The organism is Limisalsivibrio acetivorans (assembly GCF_000421105.1).
Classification (GTDB): domain Bacteria; phylum Chrysiogenota; class Deferribacteres; order Deferribacterales; family Geovibrionaceae; genus Limisalsivibrio; species Limisalsivibrio acetivorans.
Genome location: NZ_ATWF01000001.1, coordinates 1,940,401 through 1,959,835, shown reverse-complemented (window position 1 = coordinate 1,959,835; position 19,435 = coordinate 1,940,401). Strand labels below are relative to the sequence as shown.

18 protein-coding genes and 1 tRNA gene are annotated in these 19,435 nt (G+C 45.8%); 14 read left to right on the top strand and 5 right to left on the bottom strand.

Translation table 11 applies throughout. The features are described from left to right. Positions 1 to 308: 308 nt before the first annotated feature. The gene (locus K300_RS16250) at positions 309 to 1,568 is read right to left on the bottom strand and encodes a thiolase family protein (RefSeq protein ID WP_238320645.1); all 1,260 of its coding nucleotides are present in this window, start codon (positions 1,566 to 1,568) and stop codon (positions 309 to 311) included. 347 nt (positions 1,569 to 1,915) lie between these two features. Between K300_RS16250 and K300_RS0109305 the strand changes: the two genes are divergently transcribed. From K300_RS0109305 to K300_RS15215, 9 genes are all read left to right on the top strand, one after another. Further along, the gene (locus K300_RS0109305; RefSeq protein ID WP_022851400.1) at positions 1,916 to 2,713 is read left to right on the top strand and encodes an IclR family transcriptional regulator; all 798 of its coding nucleotides are present in this window, start codon (positions 1,916 to 1,918) and stop codon (positions 2,711 to 2,713) included. 229 nt (positions 2,714 to 2,942) lie between these two features. After that, entirely contained in the window at positions 2,943 to 5,225 is a 2,283-nt protein-coding gene (locus K300_RS0109300) for a PAS domain S-box protein (protein ID WP_022851399.1), read from the top strand. Positions 5,226 to 5,294: 69 nt separating this feature from the next. Continuing rightward, positions 5,295 to 6,605, top strand: a complete 1,311-nt coding sequence (locus K300_RS15225) for a GGDEF domain-containing response regulator (protein WP_022851398.1) — start codon at positions 5,295 to 5,297, stop codon at positions 6,603 to 6,605. Between the two features lie 51 nt (positions 6,606 to 6,656). Next, entirely contained in the window at positions 6,657 to 7,058 is a 402-nt protein-coding gene (locus tag K300_RS0109290) for a hypothetical protein (RefSeq protein ID WP_022851397.1), read from the top strand. A gap of 13 nt (positions 7,059 to 7,071) precedes the next feature. Further along, positions 7,072 to 8,484 (top strand): NAD-binding protein, encoded by a 1,413-nt coding sequence (locus tag K300_RS0109285; protein ID WP_022851396.1) that lies wholly within the window; start codon positions 7,072 to 7,074, stop codon positions 8,482 to 8,484. 227 nt (positions 8,485 to 8,711) lie between these two features. Further along, a complete protein-coding gene (locus tag K300_RS0109280; RefSeq protein ID WP_022851395.1) occupies positions 8,712 to 9,659 on the top strand; it encodes an NADP-dependent oxidoreductase in 948 nt (315 codons plus the stop codon). Between the two features lie 71 nt (positions 9,660 to 9,730). Beyond that, positions 9,731 to 11,584: an HD domain-containing phosphohydrolase gene (locus tag K300_RS16245; protein WP_022851394.1), complete on the top strand. Its 1,854-nt coding sequence runs from the start codon at positions 9,731 to 9,733 to the stop codon at positions 11,582 to 11,584. 80 nt (positions 11,585 to 11,664) lie between these two features. Continuing rightward, positions 11,665 to 12,552 carry an alpha/beta hydrolase gene (locus K300_RS0109270; protein WP_022851393.1) on the top strand — a complete coding sequence of 296 codons (888 nt, stop codon included), beginning with the start codon at positions 11,665 to 11,667 and terminating at the stop codon, positions 12,550 to 12,552. Positions 12,553 to 12,643: 91 nt separating this feature from the next. Further along, a complete protein-coding gene (locus tag K300_RS15215; RefSeq protein WP_022851392.1) occupies positions 12,644 to 13,279 on the top strand; it encodes a nicotinamide mononucleotide transporter in 636 nt (211 codons plus the stop codon). Positions 13,280 to 13,466: 187 nt separating this feature from the next. Here K300_RS15215 and K300_RS16745 read toward each other — a convergent pair whose 3' ends face one another. The 4 genes from K300_RS16745 to K300_RS0109250 all read right to left on the bottom strand — a co-directional run bounded on the left by K300_RS16745 (position 13,467) and on the right by K300_RS0109250 (position 14,850). Beyond that, complete coding sequence (locus tag K300_RS16745; protein ID WP_022851391.1) at positions 13,467 to 13,607, bottom strand: type II toxin-antitoxin system RelE family toxin; 141 nt, start codon at positions 13,605 to 13,607, stop codon at positions 13,467 to 13,469. Continuing rightward, positions 13,597 to 13,887 carry a type II toxin-antitoxin system Phd/YefM family antitoxin gene (locus K300_RS0109255; protein ID WP_022851390.1) on the bottom strand — a complete coding sequence of 97 codons (291 nt, stop codon included), beginning with the start codon at positions 13,885 to 13,887 and terminating at the stop codon, positions 13,597 to 13,599. Before K300_RS0109255 ends, K300_RS16745 begins: the two co-directional genes overlap by 11 nt. 445 nt (positions 13,888 to 14,332) lie before the next feature. Continuing rightward, positions 14,333 to 14,426 (bottom strand) — tRNA-Sec (locus K300_RS16740). Positions 14,427 to 14,439: 13 nt separating this feature from the next. After that, positions 14,440 to 14,850, bottom strand: a complete 411-nt coding sequence (locus K300_RS0109250; RefSeq protein WP_026836392.1) for an HIT domain-containing protein — start codon at positions 14,848 to 14,850, stop codon at positions 14,440 to 14,442. 232 nt (positions 14,851 to 15,082) lie between these two features. Here K300_RS0109250 and K300_RS0109245 point away from each other — a divergent pair, with 232 nt between their 5' ends. From K300_RS0109245 to ubiE, 5 genes are read left to right on the top strand one after another with little or no spacing between them, the layout of a single operon-like run. Then, positions 15,083 to 15,694 (top strand): HAMP domain-containing histidine kinase, encoded by a 612-nt coding sequence (locus K300_RS0109245; RefSeq protein ID WP_022851388.1) that lies wholly within the window; start codon positions 15,083 to 15,085, stop codon positions 15,692 to 15,694. Next, positions 15,672 to 16,037: a response regulator transcription factor gene (locus K300_RS0109240; protein ID WP_022851387.1), complete on the top strand. Its 366-nt coding sequence runs from the start codon at positions 15,672 to 15,674 to the stop codon at positions 16,035 to 16,037. The genes K300_RS0109245 and K300_RS0109240 overlap by 23 nt, the downstream gene beginning before the upstream one ends. Before the next feature lie 8 nt (positions 16,038 to 16,045). Beyond that, complete coding sequence (locus tag K300_RS0109235) at positions 16,046 to 17,146, top strand: HDOD domain-containing protein (protein WP_155827586.1); 1,101 nt, start codon at positions 16,046 to 16,048, stop codon at positions 17,144 to 17,146. Next, positions 17,130 to 18,698 (top strand): PP2C family protein-serine/threonine phosphatase, encoded by a 1,569-nt coding sequence (locus K300_RS0109230; RefSeq protein WP_022851385.1) that lies wholly within the window; start codon positions 17,130 to 17,132, stop codon positions 18,696 to 18,698. The genes K300_RS0109235 and K300_RS0109230 overlap by 17 nt, the downstream gene beginning before the upstream one ends. Positions 18,699 to 18,748: 50 nt before the next feature. Further along, on the top strand, positions 18,749 to 19,429 hold the full coding sequence (gene ubiE / locus K300_RS0109225; protein WP_022851384.1) for a bifunctional demethylmenaquinone methyltransferase/2-methoxy-6-polyprenyl-1,4-benzoquinol methylase UbiE: 681 nt from the start codon (positions 18,749 to 18,751) through the stop codon (positions 19,427 to 19,429). Positions 19,430 to 19,435 lie beyond the last annotated feature (6 nt).

Sequence of the window (19,435 nt, the reverse complement as noted above, 5' to 3'; positions counted from 1 at the left end):
GGAGAATAGCATTGTTATAAAGTGGAGTAACAATTCACAGACCTTTGGCGTTATTTAACATCGACGATGACACTAGGTACTTATTAAGGATCAAAGTGCTCGGAATACTCAAAAACTCATTCTAATAGTATTATTAATGTTGCTGTAGCTTGTGTTTAATAGATGAGTATAAGATAGCTTAATTAGTAAATGGTAAATACTCCCTCACTCTTAACACAAAAAACGCATTCATCCGTCGTTGATTATTGTTCTAGGGTGAATGAAGTAGATGTTGAAATGTGGAAAATTTCATTGTTTCACGTGAAACATCACCAGAGTCTGAGTTTGTTCTTTGGTTTTGTAACGGTTACTATGCGGTGCTCTTTGCCTTTAATTTTGAGTGCAGTGCCGATTCTGGGCAACTCTCCTTCGTATCTTGCGAGAAATCGTTTATCTTCGTGGTTGCAGATTACCAAGTTGAGTGGCGAAGGCACCCCTTTTGGAGTGATATGAAGTGTAGTTTTAGAGAAGAGTTTCAGGCGTTTAGATGTTCTGTTAATGACGTTGCTGTATTCTGGTTTGGGAAAGTCTGTACCTTTGCTGAAAGTTTTAGTTCTTTTCTTAAGTATAATTACAAAATTGTTTGTAGCCAGCCCGCCGATGCTTTGGGTAAGGCATGTATCAGTATTATTTGGTGTAATATCTAATGGGTATCTATCGCTCATGATATTGAATGCTTCTGCAATCTGTGCAAGCCCTGAAGCTCCAACGGGGTGGCCACGAGATTTAAGCCCACCGGAAATATTAACTGGTAATGAGCCATCGTGGTACGCTGCACCATCTAGGTAGAATTCCATAATATTGCTTTTATCAACCAACCCTGTATCAACGATACCCAGCATCTCGAATGTGGTGAATGCATCATGTATTTCAGCGAAGTCGATATCAGAAGGTGAGCAGCCAGCCATGCGATATGCATCATATGCCGCTTTCCTTGTGCTGTAAAATGAAGTGATACTGGGGCGTTTACAGAGGGCCTGTCTATCGGTTCCCTGGCCAACGCCGGCAACTTCGATATCTGTTTCATCAGCGGTTAATAGTACAGCGGCTGAGCCGTCACTGATAGGTGAGCAGTCGTATAAGCGTAGTGGGTCGGCAACTAGTTTAGAGCTGAAATACTTATCGTAATCTATTTCCTTTCTGAATTGTGCCATAGGGTTCATCGCACCGTAATGGTGTGATTTCACAGCGATACTGCCGAGAATGTGAGACAGCTTGTCTTCTGATATTCGGGTTTCATGCCTGAATCTGTTTGTGCAAAGGGCAGCTAATGAGGGCATCGATGCTCCGGTTATACGCTCTGCCGGGTCGATTACCGATGCAAGAATCTCGGTCACCCTGTCAGTTCCGAGGTGGGTCATTTTTTCAGCGGCAATAACAAGTACATTCTTGTATATGCCAGACGCTATGGATGCATATGCCTGGAAGAATGCTGCTGCGCCGGTTGATGAGGCAGTTTCAACACGAATGGCAGGTCTGCCGGGTATCTTAATACGATCACATATAATAAGATGCGATATTGCCGACACCAACGAACTCCTCTGGATTCATGAGCCCAATGAAGACAGCTTCTACTGGCTCGATAGAGTTATCTAGCCCGTTTATGGAGTCCCGTATAATATCTATCAGGCTTTGTTTATGTTTGCCGAATCTTGACAAGGCGGCATCCTTTACGTATACCTTCATACATATAGTATAGTAGCTGAGTATATTGATTTCGAGCCTGTTTTATAAATACTGGATTGTCAGGTTATATTTCGTACAATATCAATAATGTATTGACATGAAATGCGAGTATATAATAGATTATTAGACAAATGCCTAGATTGTTTTTTATCGAACATTGTTTTGTTTCGAAATTTGTACGGGGATTAGAATGAAAAGAGATAAATCAGAATACGCTGTCCAGGCGGTTAATAACGCCATCGACATCCTTGAGCTTCTTGGCGACGGTGATCACGAGCTCAGCATCAGCGATATAGTTACTAAGCTAAACCTTACCAGAAGCAATGTAAATAAGCTTCTGGCAACACTTGAGATGTTCGGCTACGTTGAGTACAACCGTTACACTGGCAACTTCAGGCTTGGTGTTAAAACGTTCCAGATATCACAGGCATACATTAATAAGCTGAGTATCATTGATATCTCGGTTCAGGTTCTTCAGAGCCTCAAGGAGCAAACTAACGAAAGTGCATACATCAGTGTTATGCGTGACGGTAATGTGGTTTATCTCAATGTAATAGAGACGGACCAGGCCGTTCGGGTCCTCCCCCGCATAGGCAATGTTGGTCCCGCATACGCCACTGCCACAGGTAAAGCTCAACTGGCGCACTACGATGAACGTGAGATCGATAAGCTCTACAGTGGTGAGATGACCTATATAACAGAGCACACGATAAAAGATATGGATGCGCTCAAGCAGGAGCTTATAAAAGTGAAGCAGGTTGGCTACGCCATTGACGATGAGGAGTATGAGCCAGGCGTAAGATGCGTTGGTGCACCTGTTCGTGATTTCATGGGTAATGTCATCTCCGGTATCAGTGTTAGCGCACCTAAGGAGCGTATGAGCATGGAGCGGATCGAAACTGAGATTGCCCCTGTTATTTTGGAGGCGGCAAGAAGCCTTTCTGTCAAGTTTGGACATAGAAGCAGTGATGTGATTGTTACGGAATAGTGGATAAGAAAACTTGGAATACACAGAACCCGGGTCGATGGCCCGGGTTTTTTTGTGTGAAAAATAGTAAGAAATATGTATGTAAATGACCGATACCTGTCATGTGCATGTAAATGTGCGAGTAATAGCTTATTAAAGGTGGCAAAATCGCATAATCGAACATATTTTTATAATTGGAAGCCAACAGTATTTGATTTAATTATATTGCTTGCCACTGAGGGTTGAAGGTATGGGTGAAGGGCTTAGATTTCTTATTGCGGATACATCTGCCGTTGAACGCAGGCGGGTTAGTGATGCCTTGTCTGCTGTATTTGGTGATGCAGAGTTCTTCACCGCTGTATCCATGTCTGAGTTCTGTTCAAAATTTAAGGAATGCCGATGTCAGATAATAATATCTGAGCTTAAAGCTGATGGGTACTCTGCACTGAGAGCGCTTGATTATCTGAACACGTCAAACAGCTCGATCCCCTTCATAATATTCTCCTCAAGTTCGGATGTGAATACCGTCGTTGAGTGCATTAAAAGAGGAGCGGCTGACTATAAAACAAAGGACAACCTTGAGGGATTAGTCGATTCCATACGTAATATTGCATCCAATCTTGTAAAAAACAGCCATAATCCATACAAAGAGGATATCGAGCTTTTGGGAGATATTGTTGAATACACATCAACAATCTATATGGCCGTTGATGAAAAGACGCTGAGAATACGGTATGCGAACAGTGCATGTATTAATGAGACAGGATATAGCCCTGAAGAGCTTATAGGGATGTCTCCCGTTGGGTTATTCAGCGGGTTCAGCTCTGGAAGAATGCGGAACATGCTTGCCCCTCTTATATTCAGAACGCGCAAAAAAGTCAGCTTTTATAATGATATAATCAAATCAGACGGAAGCAGCTTTCAAGCTGAAATAAGCCTTTATCCAGTATTTAAAACACATGAAACATTGATACTTATCTCCGCAGAGAACATAACACCAAAAATAAAAGCCCAGGAGCACACCTCATCATTGGCTCAGATTATTGAACGAAGCCACACGCCCATAACGGTAACAAACAGGTACGGGATCGTGACCTATATAAACCAGAGGGTTACGGAGGTGACAGGGCAGGACCCAGAGGCTGTTATTGGCGAGTCTATTGAGAGGCTCAAGGGTGGTGTAACCAAAGGTGAAGCCTATTCGCTTATTTGGAAAAATGTTACCGGGGGGCGAACTTGGATTGGTGAAACGAGGCTTCTAACTAAGGAAGGGAACGAGATAAGGACCTACAGCTACGTTTCCCCCATACGCAATATGAACAATGAGATAGTAAACCTTGTTTTTGTTGATGAGGACATAACGGAGAAGGAAACGATACGGGAACAGTTACGCCACGCCCAGAAGATGGAAACCCTCGGAGAGTTAAGCAGTGGTATAGCCCATGATTTCAACAATCTGCTTACAGCTATGGGCGGATTTGCTACCATTATAAGAAGAAGGCTTGGCGATGATAACGCTGCATCAAAGTTCGCTGACAAGATACTGGAGCTTGCAGTAACCGGAAGAGATATAACAAGGGGACTGCTTGATTACGGAAGGAAAAAAGAGTTCCGCAGAGAGACAGTATCCATCGATGATATTGTAAAGAAAACTTCGCAGATGCTGGCAGTGATAATCGCCGAGGATATTGTTATCGATACCGAGCTTAACTGTGACGAGCGAAGTATTTTCGCTGATGAGACTCAGATCGGGCAGGTTCTAATGAATCTTGCTGTAAACGCAAGGGACGCCATGCCGGAGGGGGGTACACTAAGCCTGGAGACAGGTGCGAAGTATATAGAGCCTGTTGATGAAAGCGGTAAAACCTGTAAGATTCCTGGTTATTATGTCTATATTAAGGTCGCAGACACTGGCAGCGGGATGTCCGAGGATACAAGAAGCAATATCTTCAAGCCCTTCTTTACTACGAAAACAAAAGGGAAGGGCACCGGTTTGGGGCTTGCCATAGTGCGTGAGATTGTTGAAAAGCACGGTGGTTTCATAGAGTGCTCATCGGTAATAGGCGAGGGAACAACCTTCAGTGTTTATATACCGGAGGCAAAGAGCACATTCCTCGCAGAGAAGGATGCGGTATACGACACCATCCCCTATATAAAGGGGAAAACTCTGGTTATCGATGACGATGCCGGAGTGAGGGAGAGTATCGAGACAATGCTCCAGGAGTTCGGCTATGAAACGATCTCCATGCCAGGGTGCAACGAACTCAAGGAATTTCTCTTGGATAGCGAATTTGACATCGGCCTTGCCGTTGTGGATATAGTGCTGAAAGATCACAGCGGTTTAATAGCAGGGAAGCTCCTCCATGAGCGGGATAGTGCAATACCGGTAATCTACATCAGCGGCTATGGTGAGGATGATCTTATGGAGAAAGGGCTGGAGGTTGGAGGGCTTAATATTGTCAGGAAACCTGTATTCACCCAGGAGCTTCTAAGCAGGATTTCTGCTGAGATATCGCAGGGTATTAGTAATTAGTGGTAAAAATATCTTCTCTTTAATCATGGTTATGATAAATTAGTTTAAATCTGGTAATGAAGCGGGTATATGGAGAAAACAGTTGCGCAGGGCGACATGCCCGAAGCCTTAAAGTCTGTTTCTATCCTTTGTGTTGAGGATGAAGTTGAAACTAGGGAGAGACTGGCTGGCTTTCTTGGCAAAAATTTTGGCGAGATACTAAACGCATCCGATGGAACCGAAGGGCTTGAGATCTATGAGGAGAAGCGTCCGGATATCGTAATAACCGATATTCAGATGCCAATGATGAATGGCCTGGAGATGGCAGAGGAGATACGTAAGGTTGATCCCGATGTTCCTATCATAATAACCACAGGCTTTGATGACGAGAAATACCTAGTCGGATCAATAGATATTGGCGCACAGAAATATATCAAAAAGCCGGTAGACATAAAGCACCTGCGTGGACTTTTGAGTGAGATAGGACTAACAGTGCTGCAGCGGAAGGAGGCAGAGCGTAAGAGAAAGCTCCTGCGCCTTGTTATGCAGAACTCTAACGAACTCTATATCGTGACTGATCTAGACAATATCGACTTTATTAACGATACATTCCTGCAATACCTCGGATACGAAAGCTATGAAGATTTTGTTCGCTCCGGGCTGGATATGAACCAGATAAGGATCCTTAAGGATCAGAACGATTATAAAGGAAACGATTTCTGTACCTGGGTTAGAGAGGCCGTTATCTCAGGAAACAGGGAGAGCGTTATATCCATCGAGGGAGCCAGATCCCTTAAAAGCGAGGCCAAGAGCTTCCTTGCAAAGATAATTCCCATACCCGAACAGAATTGCTATCTGGTTTCGCTGGTTGATATTACGGTGCTTGAGAAGAAGCTTAGGAACAAAGAGGAGCTTTCCCTAATTGACCCCCTAACCGGGGTTATGAACCGGAAGCGTTTCCATGAGGAGATGGACCGGGAGCTTCAGCGTGTCCAGAGGTATTCAAGGCCGCTGTCACTTATCCTTTTTGATATCGACGGCTTCAATGATATCAACGAGCGTTACGGTAAGCAGGTTGGTGATTACGTCATTAAAGAGATAGCCGCTGTTGTAGGCAAGAATATCCGAGTTGTAGATGTATTTGCAAGATATGGTGGTGAAGAATTCGCTGTATTGGCTCCTGAAACGGATATGGAAGGGGCCTGTATCCTTGCGGAGAAGATCCGGTTCCGTATCGAACAGCATGATTTTGAATATGCCGGCAGGGTTACATGCAGTTTCGGTGTTACTGAGTATGTCTTATTGGAATCCGCCGATCTGCTCATAAAGACCGCAGACGATGCCCTTTATATGGCAAAGAGCCGTGGTCGTAACAGAGTTGAGAAGCAATCCTTTATATAACCCTTCAAATGTATCAAAAATGTGTTAACCTTCTCCTAACAGGAGATGATTATGGTTAAGCTAAAATGCCGTGCCGTTGTACGACCATGCCTGCCCGAAGAGTTCCTTTGCCAAGAAACCCAAGAAATCTTCAAGAAGCATGGAATGCTATACAAAAAAGGTTCCTGCGGCTGTGCCAGCCTATTTTCTAATGACCTTACAGGTGTTGAGGAGTTTGCGGAATATATGGCTGTTCTCCTTGAGCGCAGACTGCAGGACAACCGAATGGATTACCCCACAAGCATACGTATCGAGTGTATCTGCCAGAATCAGGCAAGAAGGCCGGAACGCATTATCCGAAAAGGTATGGCGTTCTTCGTAACCGCGCTTAATGTGGAAAAGATGGATACGGGTGACTGGCTGGAGGAGAAGGCGGCGGAGTTTGAAGGTATGGAGGGGGTTGAGCTGTTTTGAGAGCGGGTAATATATGAATATGCACAAACCGACTGTGGTTCTTTGCGGTGTCGGCTACTTCGAAAGGATGCTTCTCTATGAAATAGTGGAGCAGTGGCCTGTTATTGTTGTGGAGATGGATACTAAGCGCATCGAGGATCTTAAAGATGAATTCGAAAGTGTTCGATTCCTCAATGCGGATGCGAGCAGTATTCTTACGTGGAAGAAGATAGATCTCGACGAAGTAGGGCATGTTGTTTCAACGTTCAGGGATTCGGATATAAGCCTGGAAATCGTGCGGATTCTGAGGGAGAGCATGGAGTCCAAGCTCCCCGCCATCGTTCTTAAATACGATGACAGGCCAGATGATAAGTTTATTGAATATGGCGCAACCCTTATAAAGCCACTGGAAACCTCCATTAATATCGTACTGAATAAGCTAAACCGCAACTACTCTAAGGCGATTGACCTGGGTCTAAAGCGTGGCGATATAATTGAGCTTTCCATACTGTCAAAAAGTCACCTTACAGATAGAAAGATGCGCACCATAAGGCCGAATAAGTGGCGCATTGCCGCCATATACCGTGAGGACGAGCTTGTACTCCCAACCCCAGAGGAACAGTTGAGAGTAGGGGACAGAGTCGTTTTTACAGGTGAGCCGAAGGTTCTTGAGAACCTTGCCAACATGCTGTTGCAGGGTACTCCGCAGTTCCCCTCCCAGTTTGGCTCAAGGCTAGGTGTAGCGCTGTCGAGCAAATGGCCGGACCTTGTTGATGAGGCAGTTTACCTTTCAAAGAATGTTAAAACGAGCGGTCTAAACCTTTATCCTGTCAAAAAAGGGCTCAATAAGGATCTCGTGGGGAAGGTGAAGGAGGAGCTGGAAAACTTCAGCGTTGCCGATCCTGTACACAGTATGAACCAGATACTTGGCAAGGACCCTGTGGATGGGCTTTATGTTCTTCCGGACAGATCAGAGACCATTCTCCGGCATTTCATTATGCGTGATCTTTTTGATACTGCGCAGAAACCGTTTCTTGTTTCACGTGGAACATTTCCATACGAAGAAGTGGTTGTATCACTGAATTGTGACGACCCCGGGTACGTAATGGAGACAGGGATGGAGCTGGCCAGGGAGCTTGATGTGCCCCTAAGCGTATTTTACGTTGCTTTCCCCAGGGAGCTGAGGGGTAAAGAGGGGAACGATGCTCTAGAGAAACGTGATATGATCATTGAGGATTTTAAGAGCATATATAAATTGGATATTGATTACGATATTCCCGAGGGGAATCCTGTTATCGAGTCGCTTAACTACATAAGAGAGAAGGAGCGTTCGATCCTGGTTCTCGGCCACGACAGAAAGAAGCCCATAGGTTTCTTCAGGCCAAACGTGACCTACCTTGTGGCGATGAAATGCGGTATGTCAGCACTTGTTCTGCCCACAGAATAAATTGGGCCTCTGAGCCTGCGGGGGCTGTGAAGTATGACTGTTTGCGATAATGTGCATCGAGCGCTCTGAGGGGGAATTTTGGAGCCGTGAAAGCTGCCTGAGAGATCGCGAAGGGATACGTGATCTGTAATGAGCTTTGCGAAGGCGCAGAGATCGATACAGAACAAGTATTCCCGCCTGAGAGGGTGCGGATTTTTTAATAATTTTTGAGGCAGGAGATTACTAAGATGAAAGCAGTAATTATCAGGGAATTCGGCGGAGCTGAGGTTCTTGAGACGGCGGAGATGGATAAACCTGCGCCTGGTGAGTATGAGGTTCTTGTGAAGATAGCTGGCGCAGGGGTGAACCCAGTGGATGCGAAAACCAGAAGAGGCTCCGGTTTTGTTGCAGAGATGATAAAGGACAGCCTTCCCTGGATACCGGGTTTTGACATATCAGGCACGGTGGAGGAGATTGGAACCGGTGTTCGTGAGCTCAAGGTGGGTGATAAGGTTTACGGCAGAATCGGTTTTTCCGCAACATCGGGAACTTACGCAGAGTATGCAGCGGTTAATGAAGATGAGCTCAGCTTCGCACCATCAAACATTGAACTTTACGAGGCGGCAGGTATACCTGTAGCGGCTCTCACCGCTTGGCAGGCATTCCACGATGCGGCTCACCTCGAAAAGGGGAGCAGTGTGCTTATCCATGCCGGTGCAGGTGGCGTGGGGCATTTCGCTGTCCAGTTTGCAAAGCTTTACGGCGCAGAGGTCACTTGCACAGCGTCTGAGCATAACAGGGATTTCCTTCTTAGCCTTGGTGCAGACAGGGTTATCGATTACAAGAGTGAGGACTTTACAAGGGTTATGGACGGTGCAGATTTTATACTCGACACGATGGGTGGTGAGATAGGCATCCGCTCAATGGATATCCTTCGCAAGTGCGGCGTTATGGTAACGGTCCCTACGATTACTGCGGAGGAGATATGCCGTAAGGGTCTGGACAGGAGTCTCGATGTAAGGGGCATCAAGGTGAAACCGTCCAGAGACAACCTTGATACGATTCGGGAGCTCATTGAGAACGGCAAGGTTAAGGTGCATGTATCCAGGGTATTCGGTCTGGACGAAGCCGCAGAGGCGCATCGTCTTATAGAGTCTGGACACTCCAAGGGGAAATGTGTACTAAAGATAGCCTGATTCTAATAAATATAATAAATATTTAACAATTAGATCACAACTGCCCCATATAAATCAGTATGGGGCAGTATATGAAAAGATTCTGGAAATCATACACCATCTTTCAGTCACTCACTATCTTTGCCGTTGCGCTGGTTGTCACGGTGGGTCTCAGTATCATGCTGATCTCCGGCCAGCAGTCCGAGAAAGCGCTGCACTCTCTGGCGGATGGAATCATGGTTCGCACACTAGAGAATGCCAAGGTAAACATCGGCGAGTCCATAGGGTCCGCAGTTCGGATATCCTCAATTCTGCAGGTCGCCATAGAAGAGAACGGCGGTCTTCCCAGGGAGCGTGCATATCTTAGAAAGCTTATGCTGCGCTCTCTACTCAACCACCAGAACGTATATACGGTTTACTACGGTAACGAAAAGGGTGAATTCTTCCTTGTCGGCAAGAGGGAACGAGAAGATGGGGTAACAGGGTATTTTGCGAAGGAGTCTGTTATTGATGATGGTGTTCGCAGGGTGACCGAAAAATGGATGAATACACGTGGTGAGGTGGTTGCGGTTACTGATCTAACAGAGACTGATACCTACGACCCAAGGGTAAGGCCATGGTATGAAAAAGCAAAACGTTCCGGTACATCGGTATGGTCCGATCCCTATATTTTTTACATAACAGGTCAGCCAGGGCTTACGTATGCGATTCCCTTTGAGCAGTTTGGTGAGTTTAAGGGGGTTGTGGGTGCGGATCTCGAGGTCAAAACTATCTCGCTTGCAAACCTTAGCTCCTACACGCCGAACACACAGTTCTTTGTGGCTGATGGTGAGGGGAGGATAATAGCACATTCGGAGCTGGATAAGTTCTATAAGCTTGCGGGCGAGAAGGGGAGAATACCAAGGGTTGATGATTTTGGCGATACCATAGTTGAGTCCATATTCACCTCCCACAGGGAAAACCTAAGGAACATGGACCTTCGGGATATCCGTATTAAAAACAAAAGCTACAAAACTATCTTTGGTGAGCACAGAAGCGCAGGGCTTCAGTTCCTTATCGGGCTTTACACTCCCTATGGTGATTACCTTGAACCGTTGCGGCAGGGAGAAAAACAGATACTGATTCTTAGCATTATCGTTATAATAATGGCCGTACTTTTCAGTATGGTCATTTCCTCCGCACTGGCAAAACCCTTCGTTATATTGAGCCGTGCCACTGGCTCCGTTGCAAACCTGGAATTTGGCCGGACGATAAGTATTAATACGAAATATTCCGAGGCGAATGTGCTTGTTGATAACTTCAACGAGATGCTTGAGAACCTTAACAACTATAAAGTCGCAAACGAATACCTTAACGAAAACCTACGTGAGGCACACCTTGATACATTCTACCGCCTCGCTCTTGCGGCAGAATATAAGGATTACTATACAGCTGAGCATCTTAACAGGGTTAGTGCCCTGTCTGTCTTTATTGCGGATGCCCTTGGTATGGGCAGAAAAGATGTCGAGTTAATTAAACATTCCAGCGCAATGCATGATGTTGGAAAGATAGGTGTGCCAGATAACATCCTTATGAAGCCGGGCAAGCTCACAGCTAAAGAGTATGATGTGATCAAGAAACATTCAGAGATCGGTGCAAAGATCCTGGAAAACCCGAGTTCAGAGCTTATGGAATGGGCGAGAATTGTTGCCCTGAACCACCATGAGCGATGGGACGGAAAAGGCTATCCGAACGGTATAGCTGGTGAAGATATTCCACTTTCTGGTCGAATTGTTGCCATTGCGGATGTTATGGATGCACTATTATCCAAGAGAAGCTACAAGGACGCCTTCTCCTTTGAGAAAACCATGGATATTATTGTCATTGAGCGGGGGAAGCAGTTTGAGCCGGAGCTTGTGGACCTTATCTCAAAGAATGAGGACCGTGTCCGAGGTATACTGCTCTAAGAATTAATTTGAGTAATCCATGACCGCCTGTTATATTCATAAAAACATAAAACTCAAATGTATCCCCCGGAGCAACACTAATGAAGATTCTGGCTCGTACATTCATTCATACGGCAGTCTTAACCCTTTGCCTCACCTCCATAGCAATGGCTTTTTCTGATCTCTCACCTTATGTGATCCGATACCAATGCACAGGAGGTTTCATCGATAAGTATCACTATAATGCCGTACCGGAACACAAGCTTGATATGCGTAAATCTAAGCGGATAGAGGATAAATATGAGTCAAACGGCAGGGAGCTGGACGTTATCTCGTACTACCCAGAGGGGAACGCCATGGGGGTTGTTGTATTCTTCCATGGGGGTGGCTGGACAGGTGGAGAGCCTGAACAGCTCGAATTTATGGGTGAATTCCTCTCCGGTTTAGGCTTTGTTGTCCATCTTCCATCCTATAGGAAGGTCTGGGACTATCATATGCCGTTTATCTCTGTGGATGATGCGAAGAGTGCAGTTATCTGGGCGGAGAGTAAACACAGTGGTGGTAGAGCGGGTGAATACTTTATCATTGGTGGGGAATCCGCTGGGGGGCACCTTGCTCTTTCGATGCTCACTATACCCCTCTTTTCGTATAATATTGATATTAAACCTGATAAGCTCATACTTCTTAACCCGATAACAAGGTTACGCAAGGAGGGGTATTACAGGGATGAGTACCGTGTGAATAAGAAGTTTATTGAGCCATACAACTATATAGGGGATGGGCTCCCTGAGACACTATTTATCCATGGAGACAAAGATAATACTGTACCATATGTGGATTCGTGGAACACAAATATGAAGATGGTATCCAAAGGCAATGTCTCTTATCTGTGCAACTCAAGAACGTTTATTCATGGGTACTATTATGAGAATAAAACAAAAAGGGCAAGTCTTCTTAATCTAATAAGGACATTTCTAGCTGATAAATAGATACACCACTGAGCGATTTTTCACACAACCCTTGCAACTCTGAATTCAGGGCACACCTTTTAAAGTGTGTCCATGATTTACGGAGGCGGTAATGGATCTGTTCCTGCAGATTTGGGGAGCTCTATTTTACCTTCTCAACAAGATCTTTTTTGCTGTTGCGGAGGGTAAGGCTCCAGATATAAGGAGAAACCTTAAGATTCTGGGGTGGGCTGTGTTCATCATCGGCGTTCCGCCATGGGTTGTTGTTTATGTTTCTGAACATAACTGGATGGCCGCCTCTATCGAAGCGGGTGGAATACCAACTATGATGCTCGGTTTCATGACTGCATATCGTAATACAGACAAACCGGGAAAGGCAGTTCAGTCCTTTGGTGCAGTCTCCATGTATGCAGTTCTTTCGGCGGGTATACTATACAGCCTATACGACTATGGCGGGATAACCTCACTGTCGCAGATCTTCGAGCTTGGAACGATAACCGGTTTTCTCCTCGGCAGTTATATGCTTGCGAAGTTTAATCATAACGGCTGGCTCCTGTTTATGATGATGAGCGCCTGCGTAGCTGCACTCATGTATCTGGCTGGGCGTTATATAATGCTCACAGAGCAGGTTATCTCCATAGGGTTTGCACTTTACGGCTACATCAGTGCAAAGAAACGAAAGGAATGGGAGGACTACGAAGACAGCTGGAGCGGATACTCAAGGGGGACATTCAGCGGGGAGTCATGATGTTGTGCCTGAATCATGGCGTTATCTGAGTCTTCTGATAACATCTGAATATACTTCAAGGTTATCCCGCTTTCCGATGCCGAGAACTAAAACGATTAACTTATCATCATTGATTTTGTATACTACTCTGATTTGCTTCTTGTGGACGTACAACTTGTAATATCCGCTGAGATCAATGCCGGCTTTGTTACGAAAGCATTTCGCCTTTGTATGGGTTTGTCTCAAGAGCCTTTAGCTGTTTTCCGACAATCTTTTTGATGCTGCCGTCCAGCTTTTTGAACTCTTCCATGGCTGATTCGCTGAGTTCAACCTTGAAGCTATTGTTCATCGACAGCAATCCCTTCATCGTCTAGTACCTCATCAAGAGAAAAGCTCTGCTCTGATCTTCTCTCTTCAATGAGTTTTGCTATCTCAAGATGTTCGGCTAAATCCATGATGGATTTCATGAGCTCATAATCCTCAACAGGCAGAACCACCATCTCTGGAGTGTTGTTACGCAGGACAACAACACGCCGCATCGTGTCTAGTAATTCGCTGACCTTGCTCATGTTTCTAGAGAAAGAGCTAGCGCTCATCATCTCACTTAGTTCGTACTTTACAGAACCCATAACCCCCTCCAATCTTACGTATAATAATACGCAGGATAATACGTATGTCAATATTTATGTAATACGGGCTAATTCCTGCTACGAGTTTTCTAAGCTACATCAGTGTAAAGAAAAGAAAGGAATGGGAGGACTACGAAGACAGCTGGAGCGGATACTCAAGGGGAACATTCAGCGGGGAGTCATGATGCTGTGCCTGAATCATGGCGTTATCTGAGTCTTCTGATAACATCTGAATATACTTCAAGATTATCCCGCTTTCCGATGCCGAGGATTAAAACGATTAACTTATCATCAATGATTTCGTATACAACTCTGATTTGCTTCTTGTGGACCGACATCTTATTTAGTAATTAACTGATTAAGCACATGTTTCTGAATAATCAGCTTGCAATCCGGTACTATATGAAGGGCAGTAGTAAACCAACAATCTGGCGGGCAAATGATACGGAGGTGGACAGGAATCGAACCTGCCGAAGACTCAAAGAGCCTCCCGATCAGTTTTGAAGACTGCGGGGAGCACCAGCATCCCAAACACCTCCATTAATGGAACTATTAAATGCTGCTTTTTATCTTTTCTGCGGTTTGCTGCATATGCTCCGTTGAGTCGTACTCCTTATGTTGGGGCGTAAAGCGGATGCCGTCATTCTCATAGCGTGGTATGAGGTGTATATGGGCGTGGAAGACCTCCTGTCCGGCGGCCTTGCCGTTATTCTGCACAATATTGATCCCGTCGCAGTTGAGCGCTTCCTTCATGGCTTTTGCCAGTTTCGACAGAAGTGGATAAACCTTTGAGCCCACAGACTCGGGCGCATCGAAGATATTCTCAAAATACTCTTTTGGTATAAGGAGAACGTGCCCAAGGTTGGTGGGCATAATATCCAGAATCGCTATAAAATCCTCATCCTCATAAACCTTGGATGAAGGTATCTCCCCTTTGATTATCTTGCTGAAAATCGTTTCCATAATCTCTGTCCTCCCGTTTACGAGTAATATATTCTTATACTGAAACATTATCCATGTAAAGGTGGCAGACAAATCAAAAATACCTAAATATATTGAAAAACAGCACTCATCCTTTATAATTCAATATAATGATACTCCGGCGGCGTTATGTTTCATTGGTTTATCCTACAACTGCCGGAAATCCTGGCAGCGGCGCATCTGAAGCCGTCCTAGTGCCAAAAGGGGCAGATCTGTGAATAATGAAAAAGACTGCATCTCCAGAGCAGACCTTATCGCAGCATATAAATATTTCTCACATAACCTGCGTACATCAACGGCTACCATCGTTGCTATGCTTGAGGCGGTCAATGACGACCTGGGAGACGATGCAGAGGAGATGCTAGAGATAGTTGCTGAATCAGGCTTTCTGCTGGACACCTTCGACAGGGGGATGAGCTCCTGTTTCCGTTTTCTTTTGGAAGACAAGGTTGATGCCGCCGATGATGACATTGATGTGAAAAGACTGGTGGACCACTACCTCGATAAAACTAAATTCTCCACACACCCCGATCAGGCGGATATCGAGATCGATGTGGAGGATGATTTCCACATACGTACATGCGGCTATGTCTTCAAAACACTTTTTATGATGGTGCTCAGCGAGGCCGTGGCAAACGCAAAGGGGAAGCTGATAATCAAAGGGGAGCCCCCTGTGCTCAGCCTCTCATGCGGCCAGGGATTTAACGAACTTCCTGTGGTTTTCAGCATCTTTACCAATATGTTTGAAAGGGGCGGAACAAGGTTTTCATACACCAGCGATGAAATATCCATGAGGTTTGATAATGAGAATTTTGATTGCAGATGATGAGCTCAGGCTCAGAAAAGTAGTTGCCATGCACCTTAAGAAAGCAGGTTTTGAGGTGGTGGAGGCGGGCAACGGAAAGCAGGCGCTTGAGCTTCTTGGAGAGAAGGAGCCCGATGTTTGCGTTCTTGATGTTATGATGCCTGAAATGACAGGTCTTGAGGCTTGCGCTGCCATAAAAGAGGATGATGAAACCTCCTCTATCCCCGTTATTTTGCTCACAGCTATGGCGGAGAGCGGCGATATTGAAAAAGGTAACACCGCAGGGGCGGATTATTACCTCACAAAGCCCTTTAGCCCGAAGGAGCTTATTGAGGTTATAAACAGCAAACTTAAAACAGAGTGAGAAAGGATATGAAACTTTCGTACAGAGGGAGCAAGGATACGCTTAAACAGCTTATCTCCATGCTCGCCGGTGAGATTGAATTTGTGCAGGAGGATTCGGCGGATGTCTGCATCATCGAGATCAGCGATGTTGAGATACTCTATAAGCTGAACAAGGAGTTCAGGATCCCCACCTTCTTCTATATCAATACGAAGGATAAGCGGATACGGGAGGGGATCAAAAACTTCAAGATCTCCGGACTCTTCTTCCCTCCGCTGAAGAAAGAGGATATCCTCAAGAAGCTTAAGGTCTCTGCCGAGCATACCAGCCAGGGGAAAACCTCCGGTGATTTCGATACTCTCAAGGCGAAGGTTATCGCCAAGGCGGAGAGCATACCAGCTCTGCCTGCCCTTGCGAGGGAGCTGTTAAGGCTTACCCAGCAGGACAACTCCCAGATGAAGGACTTCGTGGATAAGATCAAGAAGGATCAGGGTGTCTCCTCCCGCATAATAAAGCTTGTCAACTCCCCCTTCTATGGCCTCCGAAAGGAGATAACGAGTATAGACCGTGCTACGGTTCTTCTTGGGCTTAATACGGTTAAGAATCTTGCCCTCGCTGTATCCACCGAAGGTTACTACAACAAGCAGTTCAACATATATAAAACAGACGGTCACGCCCTTTGGGAGCATGCGGTTATGGTTGCCTTACTGTCTGAGTGCTTGGCGTCACGTGTGGGTGAGGATTCCGATGCCCTTTATCTTGCAGGGCTTATGCACGATATAGGCAAAACTGTTCTTGTGGATTTCCTCGTCAAAGAGGTGGACACCACCAAGGACGAGCTTGCACAGATCGGGATCGATCATGCGAGTGTAGGCTCTATGATACTTAGCAAATGGTCCGTTGCGGATATTATCTCCGAAGCTGTGAATAAACATCACTTGAAGACGGACAACAGGCAGGCTATGATTGTTTATTTTGCGAATCTCCTTGCGCAGGATAGAGAAAATGCTGAAGGATATCTTGCTGATGCAGCTGAATTCTTCGGCGTGTCCTATGAGGATGTCGCTATACCCGTAATGCAGATTCTGGAGGTTAGTTCTGAAGAATCGGAAGATGGTGAATCTGGATAAGAAGCTTTTCAACGCATTCTTTACCAGTACCGCTGCAGACTTTCAATATACATTGTGCGACTATATCATGGAGAACGGCTGTCTCTCCTTCACCTTTTGGACATGCGAAGGGAACATCTGCGAACCCGCTCTAGGCGAAAAAGGGGGCAGTGGTATCAGTATGGATATCTTCGATCTTGGATACAGCGGGGATGCTGTAACCGTCCCCATGATGGAGATCCAGTACTTTGATGAGGCCTTCAGTGTCCACACCGCCTTGTTTTTCAAAAGCTCAAACCGTGTCCTCGGTGTGGTGACCTTCCACGAAGAACCACCGGCTGAGATCGTTTCCGAGATAAGCGAATGCGCACCCTTCATAGGCTCCCGAATGGATGAGCTCCTCGCAAGGGATGCCAACATAAACGTTTATGTGGACTACCAGAAAAAGATCGAATTCATAAAGAAGGGGAGCCAGATATTCAAGGCCATCGAGCTGGATAAGGTTATCGCGGTTTCCCTTTCATTCTTCATGGAGGTTTTCACAGCCGAAGCGGTCTGTGCGCTCTATAAGAGCGAATTCAGCGGATACGGCCTTGAGGAGAATGATTTACGTGAAAAGATAAGCATTGAGGGTGTTTCAGCATGGGAGTTTGCCTCAAAGACCGATAGAACTGAATTCATAGAGGAGTCGTGCCATTCCAACGACTTCAATATAAACAACGTATTCATCGTGTATGAAGAGACTATGCAGATCCGATTTCTCCTCTTCAATATACATTTCGATATAGTGCCCGATAAGGAGTTCAGCGAGCTCGTATCATCCCTTGTAACCATTGCTGTGGAAAACGCCGCAAACCATGAGGCGATGACCCGTTTCAAGCTGGAAGAGAACGAGATGAAGGCAACGGGAAGCATCCTGAACAAGTTTGTCCAGCGGGATGTCTATTACGATAGTTATCCCGAGATATACGGCATAAGCTACCCCGCCAGAACCGCAGGTGGTGATTTTTTCTTTGTGAGAGAGCAGGGGGATACGGTTTTCTTCTGCGTCGCCGATGTTTGCGGAAAAGGGTACTCCGCTGCTGTCTTCACCGTTGTTCTCAGCGTGTTCGTAGCTATGAGCAACTGTTTTGAGGGTGAGAACGGCCTTGAAAACCTTACCAGAACAATGAACCTCTTCCTTATAGACAAAAACTTTGAGGACAGATTTATCACCGCCTTCTTTGGAACATATAACAGGACAAACAAGGAGCTCAAGTATATATCCTGCGGCCATGAACCGGGTGTTCTCTATGATGAGAAAGGTATGAACGTTCTCGGTTCCCACTATCTCCCCCTCGGCATAGCGGATGACAACTATGAGAGCGAATCGGTACCCATTCCGGAAAACTCCACCCTGTTCGTTTATACGGACGGCATAACGGAGTATATCAGCCAGGATGATCTGGAGGATAAGGTGGGTGCCCTTGTTAAAGGTGATTGCGAAAACGTCGTCCATGAGTTATATAAAGAACTTGTCACAGACAGGGACACACAGAGGGACGACTTCACCTGTATGCTGCTGAACTTCTAGAGCATACGTCCATTTCCCCTGAAGCAAACCATCTTAACCCGGAGTATTACTTGGAAAAGAAATCTCGTGAAATACAGAAGATGTTTGACGACATCGCCCCTAAATACGATTTTCTCAACCGTGCCCTTAGCTTCCGCACCGATGTGGCTTGGCGTAAGAAGGCCATAAAGCTTTCGGAGCTGGAGGACGGGCAGAGGATCCTTGATCTGGCCTGTGGAACGGCGGATATGATGATCCAGATGAGCAAGTCCGAAAAGGATATCGAGCTCATTGGCGGTGATTTTAGCTACAACATGCTCAGAAAGGGTGCGGAGAAGTTTCCCGAGGGTGCTTTTTCCGTAAGCGATGCCCATTGTCTCCCCTTCAAGGATGAATCCTTCGATCGGATCCTCATAGCCTTTGGCTTCCGCAACGTTACGGATAAGCCGAGGGGGCTGAGCGAGATGAACAGGGTTCTTAAACCGGGGGGAAGGCTCTGCATACTCGAGTTCAGCACACCGGAAAACCCTGTTTTTGCCGCAGTTTACCGTTTCTATTTCACAAAGATTCTCCCCTTCATCGGGGGGCTTATATCGGGGAACAGGAAGGCCTATGAGTATCTCCCCGATTCCGTTTATAAATTCCCAAAAAAGCCCGAGTACCGCAGGATGATAATGCAGGCGGGCTTTTCTAAGGTGGATTTTAATCCGCTCAGCATGGGCATCTGCGATGCCACTATCTGTATAAAATAACAGCTG

Bases quoted from the DNA above. Each gene is read 5' to 3' on its own strand.
- K300_RS0109305 (WP_022851400.1), top strand. From the start codon at position 1,916: ATGAAAAGAGATAAATCAGAATACGCTGTCCAGGCGGTTAATAACGCC.
- K300_RS0109255 (WP_022851390.1), bottom strand. From the start codon at position 13,887: ATGGGTTCTGTAAAGTACGAACTAAGTGAGATGATGAGCGCTAGCTCT.
- K300_RS15215 (WP_022851392.1), top strand. From the start codon at position 12,644: ATGGATCTGTTCCTGCAGATTTGGGGAGCTCTATTTTACCTTCTCAAC.
- K300_RS0109290 (WP_022851397.1), top strand. From the start codon at position 6,657: ATGGTTAAGCTAAAATGCCGTGCCGTTGTACGACCATGCCTGCCCGAA.
- K300_RS0109300 (WP_022851399.1), top strand. From the start codon at position 2,943: ATGGGTGAAGGGCTTAGATTTCTTATTGCGGATACATCTGCCGTTGAA.
- K300_RS0109285 (WP_022851396.1), top strand. From the start codon at position 7,072: ATGAATATGCACAAACCGACTGTGGTTCTTTGCGGTGTCGGCTACTTC.
- K300_RS0109230 (WP_022851385.1), top strand. From the start codon at position 17,130: ATGGTGAATCTGGATAAGAAGCTTTTCAACGCATTCTTTACCAGTACC.
- K300_RS16245 (WP_022851394.1), top strand. From the start codon at position 9,731: ATGAAAAGATTCTGGAAATCATACACCATCTTTCAGTCACTCACTATC.
- K300_RS0109240 (WP_022851387.1), top strand. From the start codon at position 15,672: ATGAGAATTTTGATTGCAGATGATGAGCTCAGGCTCAGAAAAGTAGTT.
- K300_RS0109280 (WP_022851395.1), top strand. From the start codon at position 8,712: ATGAAAGCAGTAATTATCAGGGAATTCGGCGGAGCTGAGGTTCTTGAG.
- K300_RS15225 (WP_022851398.1), top strand. From the start codon at position 5,295: ATGGAGAAAACAGTTGCGCAGGGCGACATGCCCGAAGCCTTAAAGTCT.
- K300_RS16745 (WP_022851391.1), bottom strand. From the start codon at position 13,607: ATGAACAATAGCTTCAAGGTTGAACTCAGCGAATCAGCCATGGAAGAG.
- K300_RS0109270 (WP_022851393.1), top strand. From the start codon at position 11,665: ATGAAGATTCTGGCTCGTACATTCATTCATACGGCAGTCTTAACCCTT.
- K300_RS0109235 (WP_155827586.1), top strand. From the start codon at position 16,046: ATGAAACTTTCGTACAGAGGGAGCAAGGATACGCTTAAACAGCTTATC.
- K300_RS0109250 (WP_026836392.1), bottom strand. From the start codon at position 14,850: ATGGAAACGATTTTCAGCAAGATAATCAAAGGGGAGATACCTTCATCC.